A 17,057-nucleotide genomic window follows, 5' to 3' on the forward strand; every position below is an offset into this window, starting at 1 on the left:
ATCATGATTCAGGCATTGTTGACAAGGCTCAAGAGGTTATAGGTGTCAACTTTGAGTAGATCATTCTCATTTTTAATTTATCCTTGTCAGAATCAGGGGTTTTATAAGAAAGTCCCAGTATTTTAAGGAGCTATAGGACTTTCATGCTTCGTTGTGGCAGATGGATCTGCCATGGCCGTTATTCAAAAAACCACGCAATTCCCTCCGCCGTTCCAATATGATTATCCATGCAGAACGTCAAGGCATCTTCAGTAAATCCGCCTGTTGAGAGAAAAGCCGGAAGAATAATCTTGTCAGGAAACTGACGCACATATACGTCAACTTTTTCCTGAAAATCCTGCACAACCTTTACTCCAATTTTTTCCTTTGTCTTTTTCACTTCAACAAGAACAAACCTGCCACAAGCCGATTCTGCCAGTACATCTATCTCCATCTCCTTTCCATCTTGCCTGTGAAACTTCACACGCTGCCTTACATCAATGATATTTAATTCCACATTTTGATCTTTATCTGCTACCCCCTCAAAATAGATGGACAAAGGAAATCTCTTGCGACTTCTGAAGTCCGTTGCAAGCTGATATTCGGCAAATTTTCCCACAAGATTGTTCAGCTTTCCCTGAAGTGCTTTTTTATCCATTTGAAGCTCATCCAGCTCTTTGTGAAAATCTTTTTTCAAGTCAGGCTCAAAGTTAATGATCTCCTTTTCAAAGCGGTTCCGGAGGATGAGATAGAGAGTTCCGTCCTGGAGCCCCCTAAAATCAATATCTGAAATGCCTTCAGTTAGAAGATCTGCCTTTACAAGGGTACGCAGTTTTTCCTGTATCTCGTTGGGGGCAATATCCAGTTTCAGGGTCTCTTTAAGTTCCTTTGGTGTCCAGTAGCGATCAGCATGTTTACTCATGTGCAGAAGGATGGTCTTGGCATGGATGTCGTTGACTCGCTGAAGGGTCAGTTCAATATATTCGCCCCAGGTCATGGACATCTCGGATCTTCGATCTGAAATCTCGAAGTTGACAGTATTGACCACTCCCTGACGAGTAGTGAGATCCTTGCCCTCAAATTCGCTCTCCATGACGCAGGATATAAAAAAAGGATCGGACTGACAGAGCTGATTTATCTGAGTTGCAGTCTCGTTGGTGATAGGTTCCTCATAATACTCAGCATATTTGAACACTGCCTGCAATCCCTCTTCCGGGGTAAGATATGGGGTCATGAAAAACCGCTTAAGCCTACCTGCTTCAAGATATTTGTCCAGAATAGCAACAATCCAACCAACATAGGATCCGGTCACCAGCATGGGAGCTAATTTTGATTCAGACACACCGTGAAAACTGCCGGCTAGGGTTTCATCCTTTGCGGTTTCACAGGCTTTATCCCGATAGATATACTCGGTGATATTCTGGAATTCATCAATGATCACCAGAAAACGATGATCAAGGCTCGCAGCAAAGCGTTCCGGAGCTGTATAGGCTGTTTTCCATAGGAGATCATAGTCGTGTGACGCCTTATACCGCATCATCGAATCTATATCATTCAAGAGATATTTATGATTTTTTGACTCTCCATAAGCTTTGATCTGTTCCAGACTCAATGGGGTGTGTACGAAATCATCATCTCTATCCAGAAATGAAATATACTGAGATGCAAAGGTACAGTAATATTCAATTGCAAAGTTTGGATACCATTTTTTTGCTTCAGATATCTCAAAAAACAGGGGTATCACCTTGCCGTTTTCACTCCATAAACGATTAAAAAGCCGCTGGATAAAGGCAGTTTTACCGCTCTTTCTTCGGGCAAGTATCACACGGGATTTGGAAAGGCGCCTGGGGATACGTTCAATCCATTTATAAAACAGAGCAAACTCCTTTTCACGGCCTGTCAAAAGTTGTGGTTCACCGATTCGTTCAGGTAACGGGTATCTCATGGTCTGCCTCCTCAAAATACAAATCTATTGCACAGAAAGAACAGGTGGAAAATGAAATTGCATGGTCTCTACCCCTCAGCGCCAAGAGAGTTTCAAAAGACTCTCACGTTTTTGAAAAACAAAGCTTAGTAATTGGGTTTAATTATCTGGTAGTGTCATAAAAGTGTTAATATCTTTTTGTGAAAGCCCTGCTGAATCAAGGTTTGTGAAGAGCTCATCAACATATTTGGGACACCACCAATTATCTTACCCGAACGTCTCATCTCAAAGTCTGTAAAATGTGGCATGGGGCGAGGTGAATGGGCAAGTTATTAAAAATCAATTCCTTACTATTCTGTGCTGCTGCAAGCCTGCATGATTTTTTTTAGAACCTCATTAACATCAAGTATTATAATGAGCTCTTCTCCTTGTTTTATCACGCCTTGAATCAACGCATCTTCGGTCTCTTCCAGATTTGGTGGTGCCGGTAAAATGTCGGAATTCTGTATGGTGATGACATCATCCATCTGATCAATGAGCAAGCCCACGATGTCATGTCCCAGAGAGATGTTCCCCGGGAGTCCGGATTGTCTGTACTTGCCAATCTCGTCATCGGTTTTAAGGACAAGAAGGCGGCTGGTCTCTATGGGTTCAGAAGATGGCCTGTTGAGACAGACATTGAGATCAATCACAGTGACAACCCGTCCCCGGAGGTTCATCAATCCTTTTAAGTGAGGAGGCGAATCAGGGATGGGGGTAATGGACATATGGCGATAAATCTCTTTGATCAACAGGATATCAATTCCCAGTCGGCTATCCCCCAGATTAAATGTTGCAATCTGACGATTCATCAAGCCACCTCCTTTTCATGCTTTGCTCCTTGCTTCAACATATGTGCAAGCTTTTCCAGCAGACGTTCCTTGTTAAGTTTTGCCTCCCATTGGGTAAACCCTGCTTTCAGGCCCTCCCCGGGGTCTATATCTTCTGCAAGGGATGTCACGGCCATGACCGGCAAATCCTTTAAACGACTGTCCGCACGAATGGCACGGATGGTTTGCCAGCCATCCATTTCCGGCATGATAATATCCAGAATCACCCCATCCACAGCCTGTTCAGAAAGAATAGAAAGGGCCTGTCTGCCGTTTTCCGCTTCAAGGACATCGTATCCGGAGGAGGTCAGGTAGTCCTTTTCAATCATCCTGAAGAAAGGGGTATCTTCCACAATCAGAATTTTTTGTGTTTTATCTCTACCTTCATTCCCGTCTCCCTTGCCCTTTAATACGCTTCTATGGAGATACCATTCCGGTGCAGCAAGCTCAAAAAGGCGATACATATCCGGCAGCAGTGTGATTTTATTTTCCAGTATGGCAGAACCAAAAAGGCCGGGAGCCATTATAGAACGAGTGTCAATATCCACAACAGCATTGATGGTACCCTCAACAAGATGGATCACGATGCCCATGGGATGTTTCATCTGTTTGGGAACAATTACCCCTATGGTATCATCAGGAGATCGTTCTGGACGGCTGACCGGCAGATAGTCTTCCAGAAATACCAGCCTCAGTTTCTGGCCCTGGTACTGGAGGTATTGCTCATCCTTTATACTTTCAATGCTGGAAGCCTTTATCCGTTCAATGCGGGAGATCAGCTCCAGGGGAAGGGCAAAACGTTCAGAGGTATTGTTAGTGAAGAGCAAAAGTGTCTGAATATCTTTGCCATCCTGACGGGTATCCACTCTGTTTTTTTTACGATACCGATCCAGATCAATGTGATGGAGTTTTGCCTTTTCAAAGAGTCCTGCAGCATCCAGAATAAGGGATACAGACCCATTGCCCATGATGCTGGCTCCACTGAAGCATTTTTGATTTTTCAGGTAACGGGGCAGAGGCTTTACAACGATTTCCTCGATATTTTCAACCGCATCCACCTGAAGACCAAATTGTGAATTACCGTGTTTTATCACCAGTACGCGCATGGGATCTGTCTGTTTTGCTACCCTCATGGGATCTGTCTGTTTTGATATCTGTATTTGTTTGTTTTTAGTGGGCTGTTTTGTTGTATAACGATGTTGTTTTATCTGCTTCTCTTTTTCAATCTGATCTTTACCGGAATTATCCGATTTTATTACAAAAGAGTTATGATTCAGTCCCAGCACATCTCCAAGTGAAATCAGGGGCAAAAGCATCTCCCTCAGTCGAAGGACGCAGGAATTTTGAATATAGTCAATACGGCTCTCTATTTCATCCGGCTTGATACGAACCAGTTCATCAATATTGGCTTCGGGAAGAATAAAGTGCTGACCGGCTGTTCTGATCACAAGTCCGGATACTATGGCCAGTGTCAACGGCAGTACCAAGCTTATGGTGGTACCTTCAAGTAGTGTACTCTCAATATCCACAGTACCACCAAGCTGCTTAATGTTAGTCATCACAACATCCATACCAACACCCCGTCCACTGACAGCAGATATCTGCTTTGCTGTTGAAAAGCCGGGTTTAAAAATGAGAGACGCCAACTCTTTTTCCCCCATTTCCTCCATCTGCTCCCTGGTAATCAACTCCTTTTCAACAGCTTTTTCCCCCACAAGGGTGCAGTCAATGCCACCGCCGTCATCAATGATATCAATATAGACATGTCCTGCCTGATGGTATGCCTTGAGTTGAATTGAGCCTTGTCTTGGTTTGCCGGCTTTTTCCCGATCCTCCGGGGACTCAATACCGTGATCCACACTGTTGCGGATGAGGTGTGTTAAGGGGTCGGAAAGGGCCTCGATAATGGATTTATCAAGCTCGACATCCTCGCCATGGGTCACCAGCTTTATCTCTTTATTCAATTTTTTAGCCAGATCACGCACCACACGCTGAAATTTGCCAAATATCATTGAGACCGGCTGCATTCTCATCTGCATAATTTTTTCCTGCATCTCTGTTGTTATGCGGCTGATGTGCTGAATCACAGAATTGAGACCAGGCGTCTCCTTTACAAGGGGCATGGTTATCTGATTGAGCTGATTTCTGCCCAGTACCATCTCCCCTGCCAGATTGACAAGGTCGTTAAGGAAGGTTACACCCACCCTGATTTTCTCTTCTGTCTGTATGGGATGGGAGGTTTTTAACTCTTTTTCCATGGAAATATTTGGCACTATTTGCTTTTTCCTCTCTAATCGTGCCTTGGGTTCTGTCTCTGTTTTTGACTCTGCTGGTGTTTGTAGCTTTTTTTCTGTTTTGGCTTCTATTTGCTCTTTTGGTTCAGTCTCTGTTTTTTCTACTATCTGACCCTTTGGCTCTGCTTCTATTGTTTCTTCTATTATTGTCTGTGATTCTATTTGTGTTGATGTTTCTATTTGGGATAATGAGTGTGATTGTCCTGTATCTATGACCTGAATCTGCTCTTCGGGAATATCCAGTGCAAGGGGTAAAAACTCCTTTTCCAGAATGGTTGCAAAGGCAAATACAAAGGTTATCTCGTTGTCGAGACAGTCTAAAAGTCCATGTATGGAGTCAATGTCCAGTCTGGACTCAATAAGCTCACCTGTTGAGACAATGGCGTTTATTAAATCAAGTGGTGTTTTCCCCTTGTCGGTTAAATCCTTTTTGACATAAACGGTGATTGTATAGAGCCACTGTCCGTTCTTAAGAAAACGATCCAGCATATTCTCAGGGATGTCAAAGGTTCTGGAGTGCTTTCCGGTTTCAGCTTTCTCTTTAACTGTAACAATTTTGCTCTCCAGGGTAATACCTTGACACCCTTGTGCATTCTTGTTTCCCACACTCTTTTGATGCATTACAACTTCTTTTCCACCTTTGTCCGTTCCAGCTTTATCCGTTCCAGCTTTGTCCGTTCCAATTTTGTCCGTTCCAGCTTTGTCCGTTCCAATTTTGTCCGTGGTACTATCATGAGACGTTGCTAAAGGGTCTGTGGCCAATGAATTGGACTCCGATACCTCTGATTCCGACTGGTTCAGCGGAGATGGATTTGATGTGGCATGAGTCAAAGGCAATGAACTTAACGGGGATGTATTAAAAGTCAATGGATTTGATGTGGAGGCATTCAAAAGGGATGTAAGCTGATCTATTTGCGTTTCAATATCAATCTGTTCGCTGTTGCCAACATCATCAAACATGGTTCTGAGGGCATCAATTCCTGAAAAAAGGGCATCAATGAATTCAGTGGTGACACTCATCTTTTCTTCCCGCAGAAGAGAGAGCAGATTTTCCATTACATGGGAAAGTGTTCCTATCTTATGAAGGCCAAAAAAACCCGAAGCTCCCTTGATGCTGTGAACGGCACGGAATATGCCATTAACCCTGTCGGGATCAATGTTGTCAAGATCCTGTTCCATTGTTAGAAGATCAGGTTCAATGGATTCAAGATGCTGGATGGACTCCTCAACAAATACAGCAATCAATTCATCCTGATCCATCATTTTGTTATTTCCTTGCTTGTAATTTTAAAAAGTGCCGGAAACTGGAAAAAATTGGCAACCTTTAAAAATTTTTCACCAGCACCGGTTATCTCAAATAATTTGGATTCTGACATTACCTGGCGGTAGATGCCGATTATCAGGTTGACCCCAAGGGAATCCACAGTTTCAATGTGATCTGCCTTCAAAACAACCTTTGACACTCCAGGATTTGCCTTGAGTTTCTTTAAAAAAGAGTCCCTTAATACTTCAATCTTACTGGCCACAAGATCGGTTGTTGGCATTAAAAAGAGGGTATCTTTTTCAGGGTTTAAATCACTTGATGTTTCAATACCATATTTTTTTATTTGCTCCTTAAGGTCAATAACCGAGATACTGCTTTCAGGAATATCAAGTGTTTTTGAAAGAAGGGTGATTTCCATTGCTGTTCCAAAAAGGACAACAAAGGAGAGATCATTGTCGAGACAGTCGGCAAGGCCTTGAATACTTTCAATATCCAGGCTGGATTCAATGAATTCACCACTCATGTTAATGACATTGATGACATCAAAAGGGGTTTTGCCTTTCTGGGTAAGATCCTTTTTTAGAAAAAAATTGAGTGTATAAAGTGATTGCCCGTTTTTCAAAAAACGTTCCAGTTTTTCTTCATTGATTTCAAATACTCTGGGGACTTTTCCATTTTGGTGAGTCTCCTGTAGTGTGATCATTTTTACTGGCTTGTCGCTCTGTTGAAAACAGCAAGTCAGATTCATAATCTCCTTTTCAATATCATACTGCTCACTGTTGGCAATATCCTCCAGCATGTTACTCAGAAGGTTTACACCTGCCTGCATTGCCTCCATCTGCCCATGATCTGCCGTTATTTTTTTATACATAATCTGGGAAATAAGCTCTTTTATTGTATGGGAGAGTGTACGTATTTTCTGAAAATGGTAAAAACCGGAAGCTCCCTTTATACTGTGAATTGACCGAAATACACCATGTAAAATATCAGGGTCCATGTTATTTATATCTTTCTGCAGCTCAAGCAGATCAGATTTAATGGATTCCAGGTGTACCTGGGACTCTTTTACAAAAACATTGACCAATTCATCTTCCATCATCTGGATTTCTCCTCTCCTGAAATGCTGAACAGCGCTGAAAAGTGAAAAAAAGCAGCTACTTTTAAAAACTTGTTGCCTGCCCCTGTAATTTTAAAAAGTTTTGATTCGGAAGTCACCTGTCGGTATATTCCTATGATTAAATTAACGCCAAGGGAGTCTACGGTGTCAATCCCGTCTACCTGTAAAATAACGGTGGAGACATCCGGATGACCCGTCAGTGCTTCCAGAAAAAAATCCCTCAGTTGTTCAATCTGGCTGGCCACCAGATTCGTGTCCGGAATTAAAAAAAGTGTGTTGTTATCCCTATTGATTCTCATTATATACTCCTTTCCGGAGGTTTTTTTGCCATAAATCACTGAGACTATAGTTCTGTGATGATATGAACTCAAAATCGACATCTTATTGCTTTTTCAGAAGTTTTTGCAGTTGTCTGAACCAGGATAGATAGGGTAGGATAGATAATCCTGCCTTATCTTGTTAATCTTGGGAATCCTTATTCAGACAGTGTTCACAAAGCTTACAAGACCATAGGTATCGGCTTTGAGTATGAAGGATGCAGCTTTTTTTATTAAATTTCCTTGAAAACAAGGCTGACCGTTCTTCCGTCAACAATCACCTCCTGGCCTGCGGATGTCATGAAACTCAACCCCCGTTTATCTATCTGTGTCAGGGTTAATTCCGCTGGCTTGCGTACATTGTCCTCAAGCTTGAAGCCACTGCCTTCATCTGAAACTGAGATCCGTAATTGCTGCTTTTCAGCATAAATTTCAATTTCGATGTGAGCATTTTGTTTATAATTATTACCATGCTCTACAGCATTCAAAAGCGCTTCCCTGGCAGAAAGCAGAATAAGATCCCTGTCATTTCCTTTAGGAATGTATCGGGAAAGCAGGCACTCGTCTATCCATATACAAGCTCTGTCAACCTCTTCGTAGGTTGAAAAAAATTCGGAGCGGCATATGGGTTTGCCCCACGTTTCAGGATTATGAATACAAAGGAGAATTATGTCATCCTCTTGCTCCTTATTGCCCAACAGGGTATCCACAAGATGCTGGCAAATGCCTTTTGAGCGTTTTCCGGTAAGGAAGATTCCTGAAATATCCTGCTCAACTGCCTTATCTCCATTCCCGTTTTCCATGGCTGAAGACGGGAAACTGGGGTAAGTTATTTTGTACTCACTCCTGAAGAGTTCCAGGTTGGCATCAATAGCTGAAATCAGATCTTCTGTGAGAATACCATCTGAGAATAAAAAAAGGAATCTGTTTGGATGCAGTTGTTCAGATTCAGATACAAACAGCTCATCCATTTCCAGAGCACCCAAAACCATCCCGCCTCCATTAAGGGGAGTATAAAGGATTCTGTCGTCTGACTCAAATGAAACTAAAAGGCCTCCCGGGTTTCCTGCGGAAGCAAGTTCCAGATGCCCTGACCAGCGATCCCAGATAAGTGCCGTTGCACAGACGTGGGATTTGTCGTTTCCAACCTTTAGTAATTCACGGTTTACTGTTTTCAATAGCGACAGAGGAGCCTTATGGGTGTCCCATAAAGAGGTAAGAATACCCGTGAATGTGGCACTGGTGTAAGAACTCATCACATCATGACCTGCCACATCTGCCAGCACAAGAGCGCAGTGTCCGTCAGGTCCGAAACGGTGGCAACGCATCATGTCCCCTCCTGCCTCATGTAATGGTTGATAGGCAACATCAAGAAAAGGGCATAAATGGATGCAGCCCGGATGTATCAGTTGGGCCTGGGCCTGACGTACCAGAGATGCAGTTCGGGCATCTGAATTACGAGAGCCTTTCAGACGGGACTGGGATAGCGCAGATTCAATGATTTCAAGGGCAGTGGCCTTTGAAACCTGATCCTGGGGAATGATACCGTCAACCTTTTGTTGAACCGCATACTGAAAAGTTGAAGGATCATAGGAAGGGGTGTAAAGAAAAACAAGGATATGGGGATATTGTCTTTTAACAATTGTCAAAAGTCCCAACCCATCAATGCCGGAAGTAAAGATATTGCTGATAATGACCTCAACCTTTTTTTCCTTGTTTTCTATGTATTCAAATGCCTCTGACCCGTTGGCAACTCCTTTAACACTAAAACCTGCTTCTGTTAAAAGAGATGCATAGTGTGTTCTAAGTTGTGCATCTTCTTCTACTACAATTAGGCAAAGCCCTTTAAATGGGGATGATGATGAGAAAGATGCTTTATCAGAAGAAAGGTTGGGCATATCTCCATCTCCTGATTCGCTGGATATTTCATACCCACTGAAGCCCTCTTTTGTGTAGAGTTTAACGATGGATTTTAGCTCCTTAACATCCACGGGTTTTGGTAAAAAATCTGTGCATCCTGACCTTAAACTGCGTTGACGGTCCTGTTTCAATGCAAGGGCTGAAACCGCTACAATGGGTATATTTATGCCCATCTCCCTGATTTTTTTTGCAGTTTCAAAACCATCCATTCCCGGCATGAGCAGGTCAAGCATAATAAGATTGAAAACGGTTTCATTGAGTTTTATCAGAGCTTCTATTCCGTTCTTTGCCTCTGTCACTGCAAAGCCTTCAGCTATGAGAACTTCCGATATCAAAACCCTGTTAAAAGGGTTGTCATCTACAATAAGGATATGGGGTTTGTCTGTATCTGGCATTACCAGGCACTCCTGTATAGAGTAACTACCATGCCCTGACGGGCATAACGAAAATTGAAAATATTTTTAAAGATTCCTTAATGTTTGTCAATCAGGATGAGGATTGATGCTTGTGAATCAGGTGTGGGTTGATGCTTGTCAATGAGGAGAAAGTCAGTACTTGTTAATCAGAAGAAGTTTAATACTTATTAATCAGAAGAAAATTATTATTGGTTAATCAGAAGAAAATTATTATTGGTTAATCAGAAGAAAATTATTATTGGTTAATCAGAAGAAAGTTATTATTGGTTAATCAGAAGAAAGTTATTATTTGTTAATCACGAATTTAGGCATAACACGATGAAACTCAAAATATTCAATAAAAAGTAGAGACAAGGGATTCCTTGTCTCCACATTGTAATTAACTCACACTTTTATTCAAAATTTTGAAGAGTACTATACTGTTTTACCAACATAGTTTATGCAGTCATTGGGACATTTTTCAATGGCTTTATCCACATTCTCAACCTTTTCAGCGGAATAGCCATCACCAACTGTAATTGCAATATCTCCATCCATAACAAACATATCATCAATTCGGGTACATGCCTTGCAGCCAATGCATCCCTTGTCACAGACAGAGGTAACATCCTTTCCTTTATCTTTATTGGAACAAAGTACCGCCGGAACACGATCTTCTTCAAAAAGTGACATTGTAACAATATTTCTGGGACATGCTTTTACACAGGCACCGCATCCTATGCACTTTTCATAGTCAACAACGGCAAGTCCTTTTTCCACATGAATCGCATCATACTTGCATGCTGCAACACAGTCTCCAAATCCAAGGCAGCCAAATGTACAGGACTGAACCCCTGCTACCAAAGTTGCTGCAGCACATTTTTGTTCACCAAAGTAGTCGGTGCGTCCCTTTTTTTCATCTGCTGTGGCACCACAGTGTACCACAGGGCGAAAGATAAGGGCCTCTCCGGCCTCAATACCCATAATTCCGGCTACTTCAGCAGCACAGGCAGCTCCTCCAACAGGACACTTGTTTACCGGAGCATTGTCCTTGACAACAGCCTCGGCATAGTCACTGCATCCAATAAATCCGCAACCGCCGCAATTGGCGCCGGGAAGAGCATTGTTGACAGCTTCCACACGGGGATCAACCTCAACATGAAATTTGACATTGGCCCATCCAAGGATGTAGGACATTATAACAGCCATGACAAGCATGGTTCCGGCAGCAATGCCAATGGTTACAATAGTCATGAGCAGACCTCCTCACTCCCTCTGACAAAAAAATAATTGTCTTTTATAAGAAAATCCCTGTCTTGTAATGCTCTCAGGACTTTCATGCTTCGTTGTGGCGGTGAGCCGCCATGACCTTTATATCGGGAAAAATCCATTTCTGAAGATGCAATCCTGTACTCAGCATGAATTTCAGGTGTGCTGTTTGTTGTCAAAGCCTTTTTCAATCCAGAATCAACGCCTGTGAAACCCATGAAGGCAAGCGCCATTATGCCTCCCACAACAAGGGTGATGGCAGCTCCCTGAAAAGGCTCAGGGATATCACAAATCTCCATCTCCTCACGGATTCCTGACATGATAACAATTGCAATGGTAAAACCTACTCCTCCAAAAAAGGCAAGGATAAGAGAGCGCCCAAGATCCCAGGCATCAGCAGGATTTTCAACACCTGCAACATTACTCATTATTGTAAGACAGGCAAAGAGAATTGCACAGTTTGTCGTTATAAGGGGCAAAAATACGCCAAATGATTTGTAAAGAGCCGGAAAAAATTTGCGAACATACATCTCCACAAACTGAACAGAAGATGAAATTGCAAAAATATAGACTATATAACTTAAAACTGTAAGATCAATCTTTGCTGCCACTTCATCAGGAAGAAAAAATCCTCCAACAAAAGAGGTCACCGGAGCACCAGGAATAAGTATCATGGTGGTAATGCTCCAACTCAGAAAAGCGGCAATCGAAATAACAAAGGTTACTGCGCATCCCATACCAAATGCCATGTCCACTTTTTTGGAAACCCCGATAAAAGGGCATATTCCCACAAAATAGTAGAGCACAAAGTTATTGATCAGTGCGGCACTCAGTGCAATGAGAATGATATCAACAAGATAGTTCATAAAAATCATCTCCAAATATTGCAAAATTTCAGTGTTTCTATCTGGTAATATTTTTATAGTACAGGGAGTTTCATTTTATTCACTTCAAAAGCAAATAGTTATGAAAAAGCCAGCACAATGGGTACTTAAGTTCATATTACAGGAATTTCCACTTTATCACTGCAAAGGCAAAAAGTTACGAGAAAGTCCGATCAAAGGATACTTAAGTTCACAAGAAATATTGATCCATTGTTTTACACTGATATTTTTATGCATTTTTTGTCTTTCTGGAAGAGTACCAGTTAACAGCTCCCAAAAGAAGGCCCAAGGTAATAAAGGCACCAGGAGGCAGTACCATTATAACCCAATCAGGCCACGCAGCAGGAAGCAGATGAACCCCGAAAAGACCTCCGGTTCCAAGAAGCTCACGCACAGCAGCGATACTTGCAAGGGCAAGGCCAAATCCTATGGACTGCCCAATGGCATCTGCACCGGCAACAAAAGCCGACTGCTTGGACGCACATACCTCACAACGGCATATGATTAGGCAGTTAACAATTATCAAGGGAATATATGGCCCAAGAAGCTTGCTCATCTGATACACATAAGCGGCAAGAAACCTGTCTGCAATAGTTACAAAAGTTGCTATAGTCAGAGTAAACACAACAATACGCAGATGAGGTTTGAGCAGGTCTCTGATCAAACTTGTCACTATATTTGCACAAAAAAGAACAAAGGCAACTGAGCATGCCATTGTAATGGCAGGTTTCATTCCATTTGTAACAGCAAGAGTTGGACAGAGCCCAAGTAGCTGTCGATAAACAGGGTTTTCAGGAAGAATCCCCTGAACAAATCTTTCCATCGCAGTGGGTTGATCAGCCATTTATTCTTTCCCTTTTTGATTTTCAGTGTTTCTGTTTTTAAGCTCTTCTCCAAGATCGGCAATGGTCTGGTTGATCATGCGCGTAACGCAGTCTGAAGAGATTGTTGCTCCGGATATGGCATCAATTTCATTGGTTTTTTTTGCCCCTGTTTTGACAACTGTCAATGCAGTTGCCACAGCCTTTCCTGTAAATTGAGATCTCCACTGATCTTCAACAATTTTGTTGCCAAGTCCCGGAGTCTCCTTCTGATCCAGAATAAAAAGGCCGGTAATTTTCTCAACAGCGGCATCAAATCCCACAAGCAACTCAATTTTATCAGCATATCCCTGGGCAGATGCTTTTGCTACCCAACCAGCTCTTTTTCCATCATTAAACTTTGCGTCATAGACATTATAAAATTTGGTTCTTCCCTCTTTTTCAACAGCAATTCTGGAAGGTTCTATTCCAAGGCTGGCTCCGGAATGGGCAATTTTTGCAGCTTCTGCCTCACCAAGAACAACGACAGGAACCTTTTCCATGGTCTCCCTGATCTTGTTCTCTTCAATAACCGGCCCCAGAACCGTCTGAACACCTGCAAGGGACATTCCAAACAGAAATGCAAGGGTCAGGACAAGCCACGCCTGGAGGAGATTGTTTTTCTGTACTTTTTCTACCATATCAAGCAACTCCCATAGGTTTTGGAATGGTCCAACGGTTAATGAGCGGTGTAACGGCATTCATTATAAGGACTGCAAACATTACCCCTTCAGGATACCCGCTGAAGAGTCTTATGATCATTATAAGAGTACCGGTACCTACACCAAAGATAATTTTTCCCTTAAATGTAAGGGGACTTGTAACAGGATCTGTTGCTATGAAAAAAGCACCAAAAAGAAGAGCACCTCCAAAAAGGTGATGCATCAGAAGATCTCCTGAAAAAGATCCTGCAATATCAGCTATCCCGGCAATTACAAAAACGGAAGCAATAATACTTGCCGGAATCTCCCAGGAGGCTGTACCGCGAACACAGAGAAAAATTCCGCCCAGAAGACATGCAAGTGCACTTGTTTCACCAAGAGAACCATTTGTCATACCGAGAAAAAGAGCACCTATTGATGTGGGAATTGCACTCTGTTTCAAAGCTGTCAAAGGGGTTGCCTGGGATACAACATCCACAAGACTTGAAGGATCTTCATAGGCAGCAGCGCCCATAAGGCTTGCAAATGCTATCATTACAAAGGCACGTCCAACCATTGCAGGGTTGAATATGTTCATGCCAAGCCCGCCAAAAAGTATTTTTCCGATACCTATAGCAACAAAAGATGCAAGACATCCCACATACCAGGGAGCGGTACCAGGAAGGGATAGTGCCAGAATCATGCCTGTTACGGCTGCTGAGAAATCATCAAGAGTTGCAACCCTGTCCCGCATCTTTACAAAAAGTGTTTCTGCAACAAGGCAGGATACAATACAGATAATCATCTGCTTGGCAGCATTCATGCGAAAGATGTAAAGTGACATGAGGATCAACGGCAAAAGTGAAATCAGAACATCCGTCATCATCCTTTGGGTGGTAAAGGATTTATCTGAAATATGAGGGGATGGGGCCACATGGAGACCCTGGGTCCCGGAAGCTTTACCCTGTCCAGATTGTTGACTTGTATTAGACAATCTCGTTACTCCTTATTTTTCATTCTGCTTGCTTGCTGCAACCATGGCTTTACCTGTTCTGACCAACTGAACAATCTTTATGTTTGCAGGACAGGCATATGTGCAGCAACCGCACTCAAAGCAGGCATTGATGTTATACTGAATGGCCAGGGGAACATTGCCATAACGGGATGCCATGGCAAGTCTTGTAGGAACAAGGTTCATGGGGCATGCTTCTACACAGCGACCGCATCTGACACATGATGTTTCCAATCCACCGGCAAGCTCGTCGCGGGTCAGCACGGTTATTCCACTGGTTCCCTTGGTAATGGGGGTATTCATGTCAGAGAAGGCAAATCCCATCATGGGACCACCGGAGATCATCCTTGCTGCTTCAGGTTTAAGGCCCCCGCAGAACTCAATCACTTCAGAAACGCTTATTCCGATTGGAACAAAAATGTTTTTGGGGTTTTTAATACCGCCACCAGTGACACTCATGACACGATGTGTTAAAGGCACCTTTCTTATAACAGCATTTGCCACAGCCACCATACTTCCAACATTGCTCATTGCAACGCCCACATCAGAAGGAAGGCCCCCAAGCGGAACCTCAAGATCAAGAACTGCCTTGATAAGCTGCTTTTCACTTCCCTGGGGATAACGGGTTTTTACCATTGCTACCCTGATATCTGCATCTGAAACAGTTCTTTTTGTCTTTGCAATTGCTGCTTCCATCTTTTCAACAGCATCGGGCTTGTTATCTTCTATCCCAATTATTACCTGCTTTGCACTGACAGCTCTTGCAGCAAGCATTGCTCCTGCAACAATGGCTTCCGGAATCTCAAGCATTATGCGGTAATCAGGCGTCAGATACGGCTCACATTCACACCCGTTAACCATCATTGTATGAATCACCTTCTTTTCATCAGGCATAAGCTTGACATGAGTCGGAAAAGCAGCCCCTCCAAGCCCCACAATACCTGCACCATGAACAGCCGAAGCTATATCATGGGGATCAAATCCCTTAATTTCTGCAAAGTCCCACTCATACGATTTAAGGCTGTCCCATATCTCCTGTGTTGACGTTACAGGCAGGTCTTTATCAGCTTTAATGGTAATGGCAGGTAAATGTCTGCCCGTAGGCAGAGTCACAACTCCTGGCTTTGTTGCCTTTCCGGCAATGGATGCATGGACAGGTGCAGATACAAATGCCTTGGCAGAAGCCACAACATCCCCAACAACAACCTGCTGCTTGGCTTTAACAGCAGGCTGACATGGTGCACCAATGTGCTGAAGCAGCGGAAGTACAACCTGTTCAGGCGATGGCATAACTTCAATGGCTGCCCCTGCAGAGTAGGATTTGTTGTCAGGGGGATGAACTCCATGACGGAAACTGCCCCGCCCGGGAAACCCCTTAAATTTTGAATTACCCATTTTAAGTTTAATACTCCGGCAAATCTAAAAATAGTTAATCAGTTTTGCGCTCTTCTCAATACATGATCATCAGTATTAATAAGAGCACCATCAATTTCTTAATCAGTTAATTTAATTAACGATTAACTCCTGTAAAAATATCAGAACCATGTTTAGTATCAGCCAAATTAATATCTGTCAAGGCAAAACAACACACGCTAAATTAATACAATTTTATATATTTATGAGATTAGTGGAATGTGAGTATTATTTTTATGATGAGCAATTGAGAACATTGGGGTATTAATTTTCATAAATTTCAAATTTTGTTTCAGAACCAACAAGAGCGTCAATATTTTGCTGATATTCCTGCCGTTCGGTGCTTACAAGCCATCTGCTCCAATCTTCAATACTTTGCCATCTGCTTATGACAAGGGACTCCTCAGGCGAATCAACCCTTTTAAGAGTTTCTCCTCCAATGTATCCTTTTTGTTTCATTGCAGCAGCTCTTAGCTGCACAAAAAGAAGGTTAAGTTCATTTGCATGGTTCCGGGGAATACTTCTTTTAATCAAAACTTTAATTGTCATGGCAACCTCCTGATAAAAGTTAGTAAAAAATGAAAAAAACCTCTTTTAGAATATAGATAGGATGATCTAAAAAATCAATTTTTTTAAAAATATGGTATTGACTCATTAGATTTCATAAGGTATAAGGCTTCTCATAATTTCACTGGGTGATCGTCCAACGGCAGGACTACGGACTCTGACTCCGTCAATCTAGGTTCGAATCCTAGTCACCCAGCCAAGTAAATTCAAGGGGTTAGCCAAATCACTGGTTAAACCCTTTTTATTTTTCTGCTAAAACTCTTCCAGAAAAAATATGTTTTACCCCACTCCTGCTTTAATTTTATTTTGCATCCTTATTAGTTTACCGAACT

13 protein-coding genes and 1 tRNA gene are annotated in these 17,057 nt (G+C 42.5%); 1 reads left to right on the forward strand and 13 read right to left on the reverse strand.

The window, feature by feature from the left end; all coding sequences use genetic code 11:
* Positions 1-178 precede the first annotated feature (178 nt).
* From MTBBW1_RS22340 to MTBBW1_RS22400, 13 genes are all read right to left on the reverse strand, one after another.
* Complete coding sequence (locus MTBBW1_RS22340) at positions 179-1,924, reverse strand: restriction endonuclease (RefSeq protein ID WP_080807452.1); 1,746 nt, start codon at positions 1,922-1,924, stop codon at positions 179-181.
* A gap of 329 nt (positions 1,925-2,253) precedes the next feature.
* The gene (locus MTBBW1_RS22345; RefSeq protein ID WP_080807456.1) at positions 2,254-2,754 is read right to left on the reverse strand and encodes a chemotaxis protein CheW; all 501 of its coding nucleotides are present in this window, start codon (positions 2,752-2,754) and stop codon (positions 2,254-2,256) included.
* Entirely contained in the window at positions 2,754-6,329 is a 3,576-nt protein-coding gene (locus MTBBW1_RS22350) for a chemotaxis protein CheW (protein ID WP_080807459.1), read from the reverse strand. Before MTBBW1_RS22350 ends, MTBBW1_RS22345 begins: the two co-directional genes overlap by 1 nt.
* On the reverse strand, positions 6,326-7,429 hold the full coding sequence (locus MTBBW1_RS22355) for an Hpt domain-containing protein (protein WP_080807461.1): 1,104 nt from the start codon (positions 7,427-7,429) through the stop codon (positions 6,326-6,328). The genes MTBBW1_RS22350 and MTBBW1_RS22355 overlap by 4 nt, the downstream gene beginning before the upstream one ends.
* Entirely contained in the window at positions 7,426-7,746 is a 321-nt protein-coding gene (locus MTBBW1_RS22360; protein WP_080807464.1) for an STAS domain-containing protein, read from the reverse strand. Before MTBBW1_RS22360 ends, MTBBW1_RS22355 begins: the two co-directional genes overlap by 4 nt.
* Before the next feature lie 251 nt (positions 7,747-7,997).
* Positions 7,998-10,079 (reverse strand): response regulator, encoded by a 2,082-nt coding sequence (locus MTBBW1_RS22365; protein WP_080807467.1) that lies wholly within the window; start codon positions 10,077-10,079, stop codon positions 7,998-8,000.
* A gap of 435 nt (positions 10,080-10,514) precedes the next feature.
* Positions 10,515-11,333, reverse strand: a complete 819-nt coding sequence (locus MTBBW1_RS22370) for an RnfABCDGE type electron transport complex subunit B (protein ID WP_080807471.1) — start codon at positions 11,331-11,333, stop codon at positions 10,515-10,517.
* On the reverse strand, positions 11,330-12,214 hold the full coding sequence (locus MTBBW1_RS22375) for an electron transport complex protein RnfA (protein WP_080807473.1): 885 nt from the start codon (positions 12,212-12,214) through the stop codon (positions 11,330-11,332). Before MTBBW1_RS22375 ends, MTBBW1_RS22370 begins: the two co-directional genes overlap by 4 nt.
* 247 nt (positions 12,215-12,461) lie before the next feature.
* Positions 12,462-13,076 carry an electron transport complex subunit RsxE gene (rsxE, locus tag MTBBW1_RS22380; RefSeq protein ID WP_080807477.1) on the reverse strand — a complete coding sequence of 205 codons (615 nt, stop codon included), beginning with the start codon at positions 13,074-13,076 and terminating at the stop codon, positions 12,462-12,464.
* Complete coding sequence (locus MTBBW1_RS22385) at positions 13,077-13,733, reverse strand: RnfABCDGE type electron transport complex subunit G (protein WP_080807481.1); 657 nt, start codon at positions 13,731-13,733, stop codon at positions 13,077-13,079.
* A gap of 1 nt (position 13,734) precedes the next feature.
* The gene (locus MTBBW1_RS22390) at positions 13,735-14,727 is read right to left on the reverse strand and encodes an RnfABCDGE type electron transport complex subunit D (protein WP_080807483.1); all 993 of its coding nucleotides are present in this window, start codon (positions 14,725-14,727) and stop codon (positions 13,735-13,737) included.
* Between the two features lie 12 nt (positions 14,728-14,739).
* Positions 14,740-16,140 carry an electron transport complex subunit RsxC gene (rsxC, locus tag MTBBW1_RS22395; RefSeq protein ID WP_080807486.1) on the reverse strand — a complete coding sequence of 467 codons (1,401 nt, stop codon included), beginning with the start codon at positions 16,138-16,140 and terminating at the stop codon, positions 14,740-14,742.
* A gap of 282 nt (positions 16,141-16,422) precedes the next feature.
* Positions 16,423-16,707, reverse strand: coding sequence for an antibiotic biosynthesis monooxygenase family protein (locus MTBBW1_RS22400; RefSeq protein ID WP_080807488.1), 285 nt, complete (start codon positions 16,705-16,707; stop codon positions 16,423-16,425).
* A gap of 143 nt (positions 16,708-16,850) precedes the next feature.
* Between MTBBW1_RS22400 and MTBBW1_RS22405 the strand changes: the two genes are divergently transcribed.
* Positions 16,851-16,924, forward strand: a tRNA-Gln gene (locus MTBBW1_RS22405).
* Positions 16,925-17,057: the final 133 nt, after the last annotated feature.

The sequence above is a fragment of the Desulfamplus magnetovallimortis genome (assembly GCF_900170035.1).
GTDB lineage: Bacteria > Desulfobacterota > Desulfobacteria > Desulfobacterales > Desulfobacteraceae > Desulfamplus > Desulfamplus magnetovallimortis.

Excerpts from the sequence above, each read along its gene's own strand:
- MTBBW1_RS22375 (WP_080807473.1), bottom strand. The coding sequence starts at position 12,214 with ATGAACTATCTTGTTGATATCATTCTCATTGCACTGAGTGCCGCACTG.
- MTBBW1_RS22345 (WP_080807456.1), bottom strand. The coding sequence starts at position 2,754 with ATGAATCGTCAGATTGCAACATTTAATCTGGGGGATAGCCGACTGGGA.
- MTBBW1_RS22370 (WP_080807471.1), bottom strand. The coding sequence starts at position 11,333 with ATGACTATTGTAACCATTGGCATTGCTGCCGGAACCATGCTTGTCATG.
- MTBBW1_RS22360 (WP_080807464.1), bottom strand. The coding sequence starts at position 7,746 with ATGAGAATCAATAGGGATAACAACACACTTTTTTTAATTCCGGACACG.
- MTBBW1_RS22355 (WP_080807461.1), bottom strand. The coding sequence starts at position 7,429 with ATGATGGAAGATGAATTGGTCAATGTTTTTGTAAAAGAGTCCCAGGTA.
- rsxE (WP_080807477.1), bottom strand. The coding sequence starts at position 13,076 with ATGGCTGATCAACCCACTGCGATGGAAAGATTTGTTCAGGGGATTCTT.
- MTBBW1_RS22340 (WP_080807452.1), bottom strand. The coding sequence starts at position 1,924 with ATGAGATACCCGTTACCTGAACGAATCGGTGAACCACAACTTTTGACA.
- rsxC (WP_080807486.1), bottom strand. The coding sequence starts at position 16,140 with ATGGGTAATTCAAAATTTAAGGGGTTTCCCGGGCGGGGCAGTTTCCGT.
- MTBBW1_RS22350 (WP_080807459.1), bottom strand. The coding sequence starts at position 6,329 with ATGATGGATCAGGATGAATTGATTGCTGTATTTGTTGAGGAGTCCATC.
- MTBBW1_RS22400 (WP_080807488.1), bottom strand. The coding sequence starts at position 16,707 with ATGACAATTAAAGTTTTGATTAAAAGAAGTATTCCCCGGAACCATGCA.
- MTBBW1_RS22385 (WP_080807481.1), bottom strand. The coding sequence starts at position 13,733 with ATGGTAGAAAAAGTACAGAAAAACAATCTCCTCCAGGCGTGGCTTGTC.
- MTBBW1_RS22365 (WP_080807467.1), bottom strand. The coding sequence starts at position 10,079 with ATGCCAGATACAGACAAACCCCATATCCTTATTGTAGATGACAACCCT.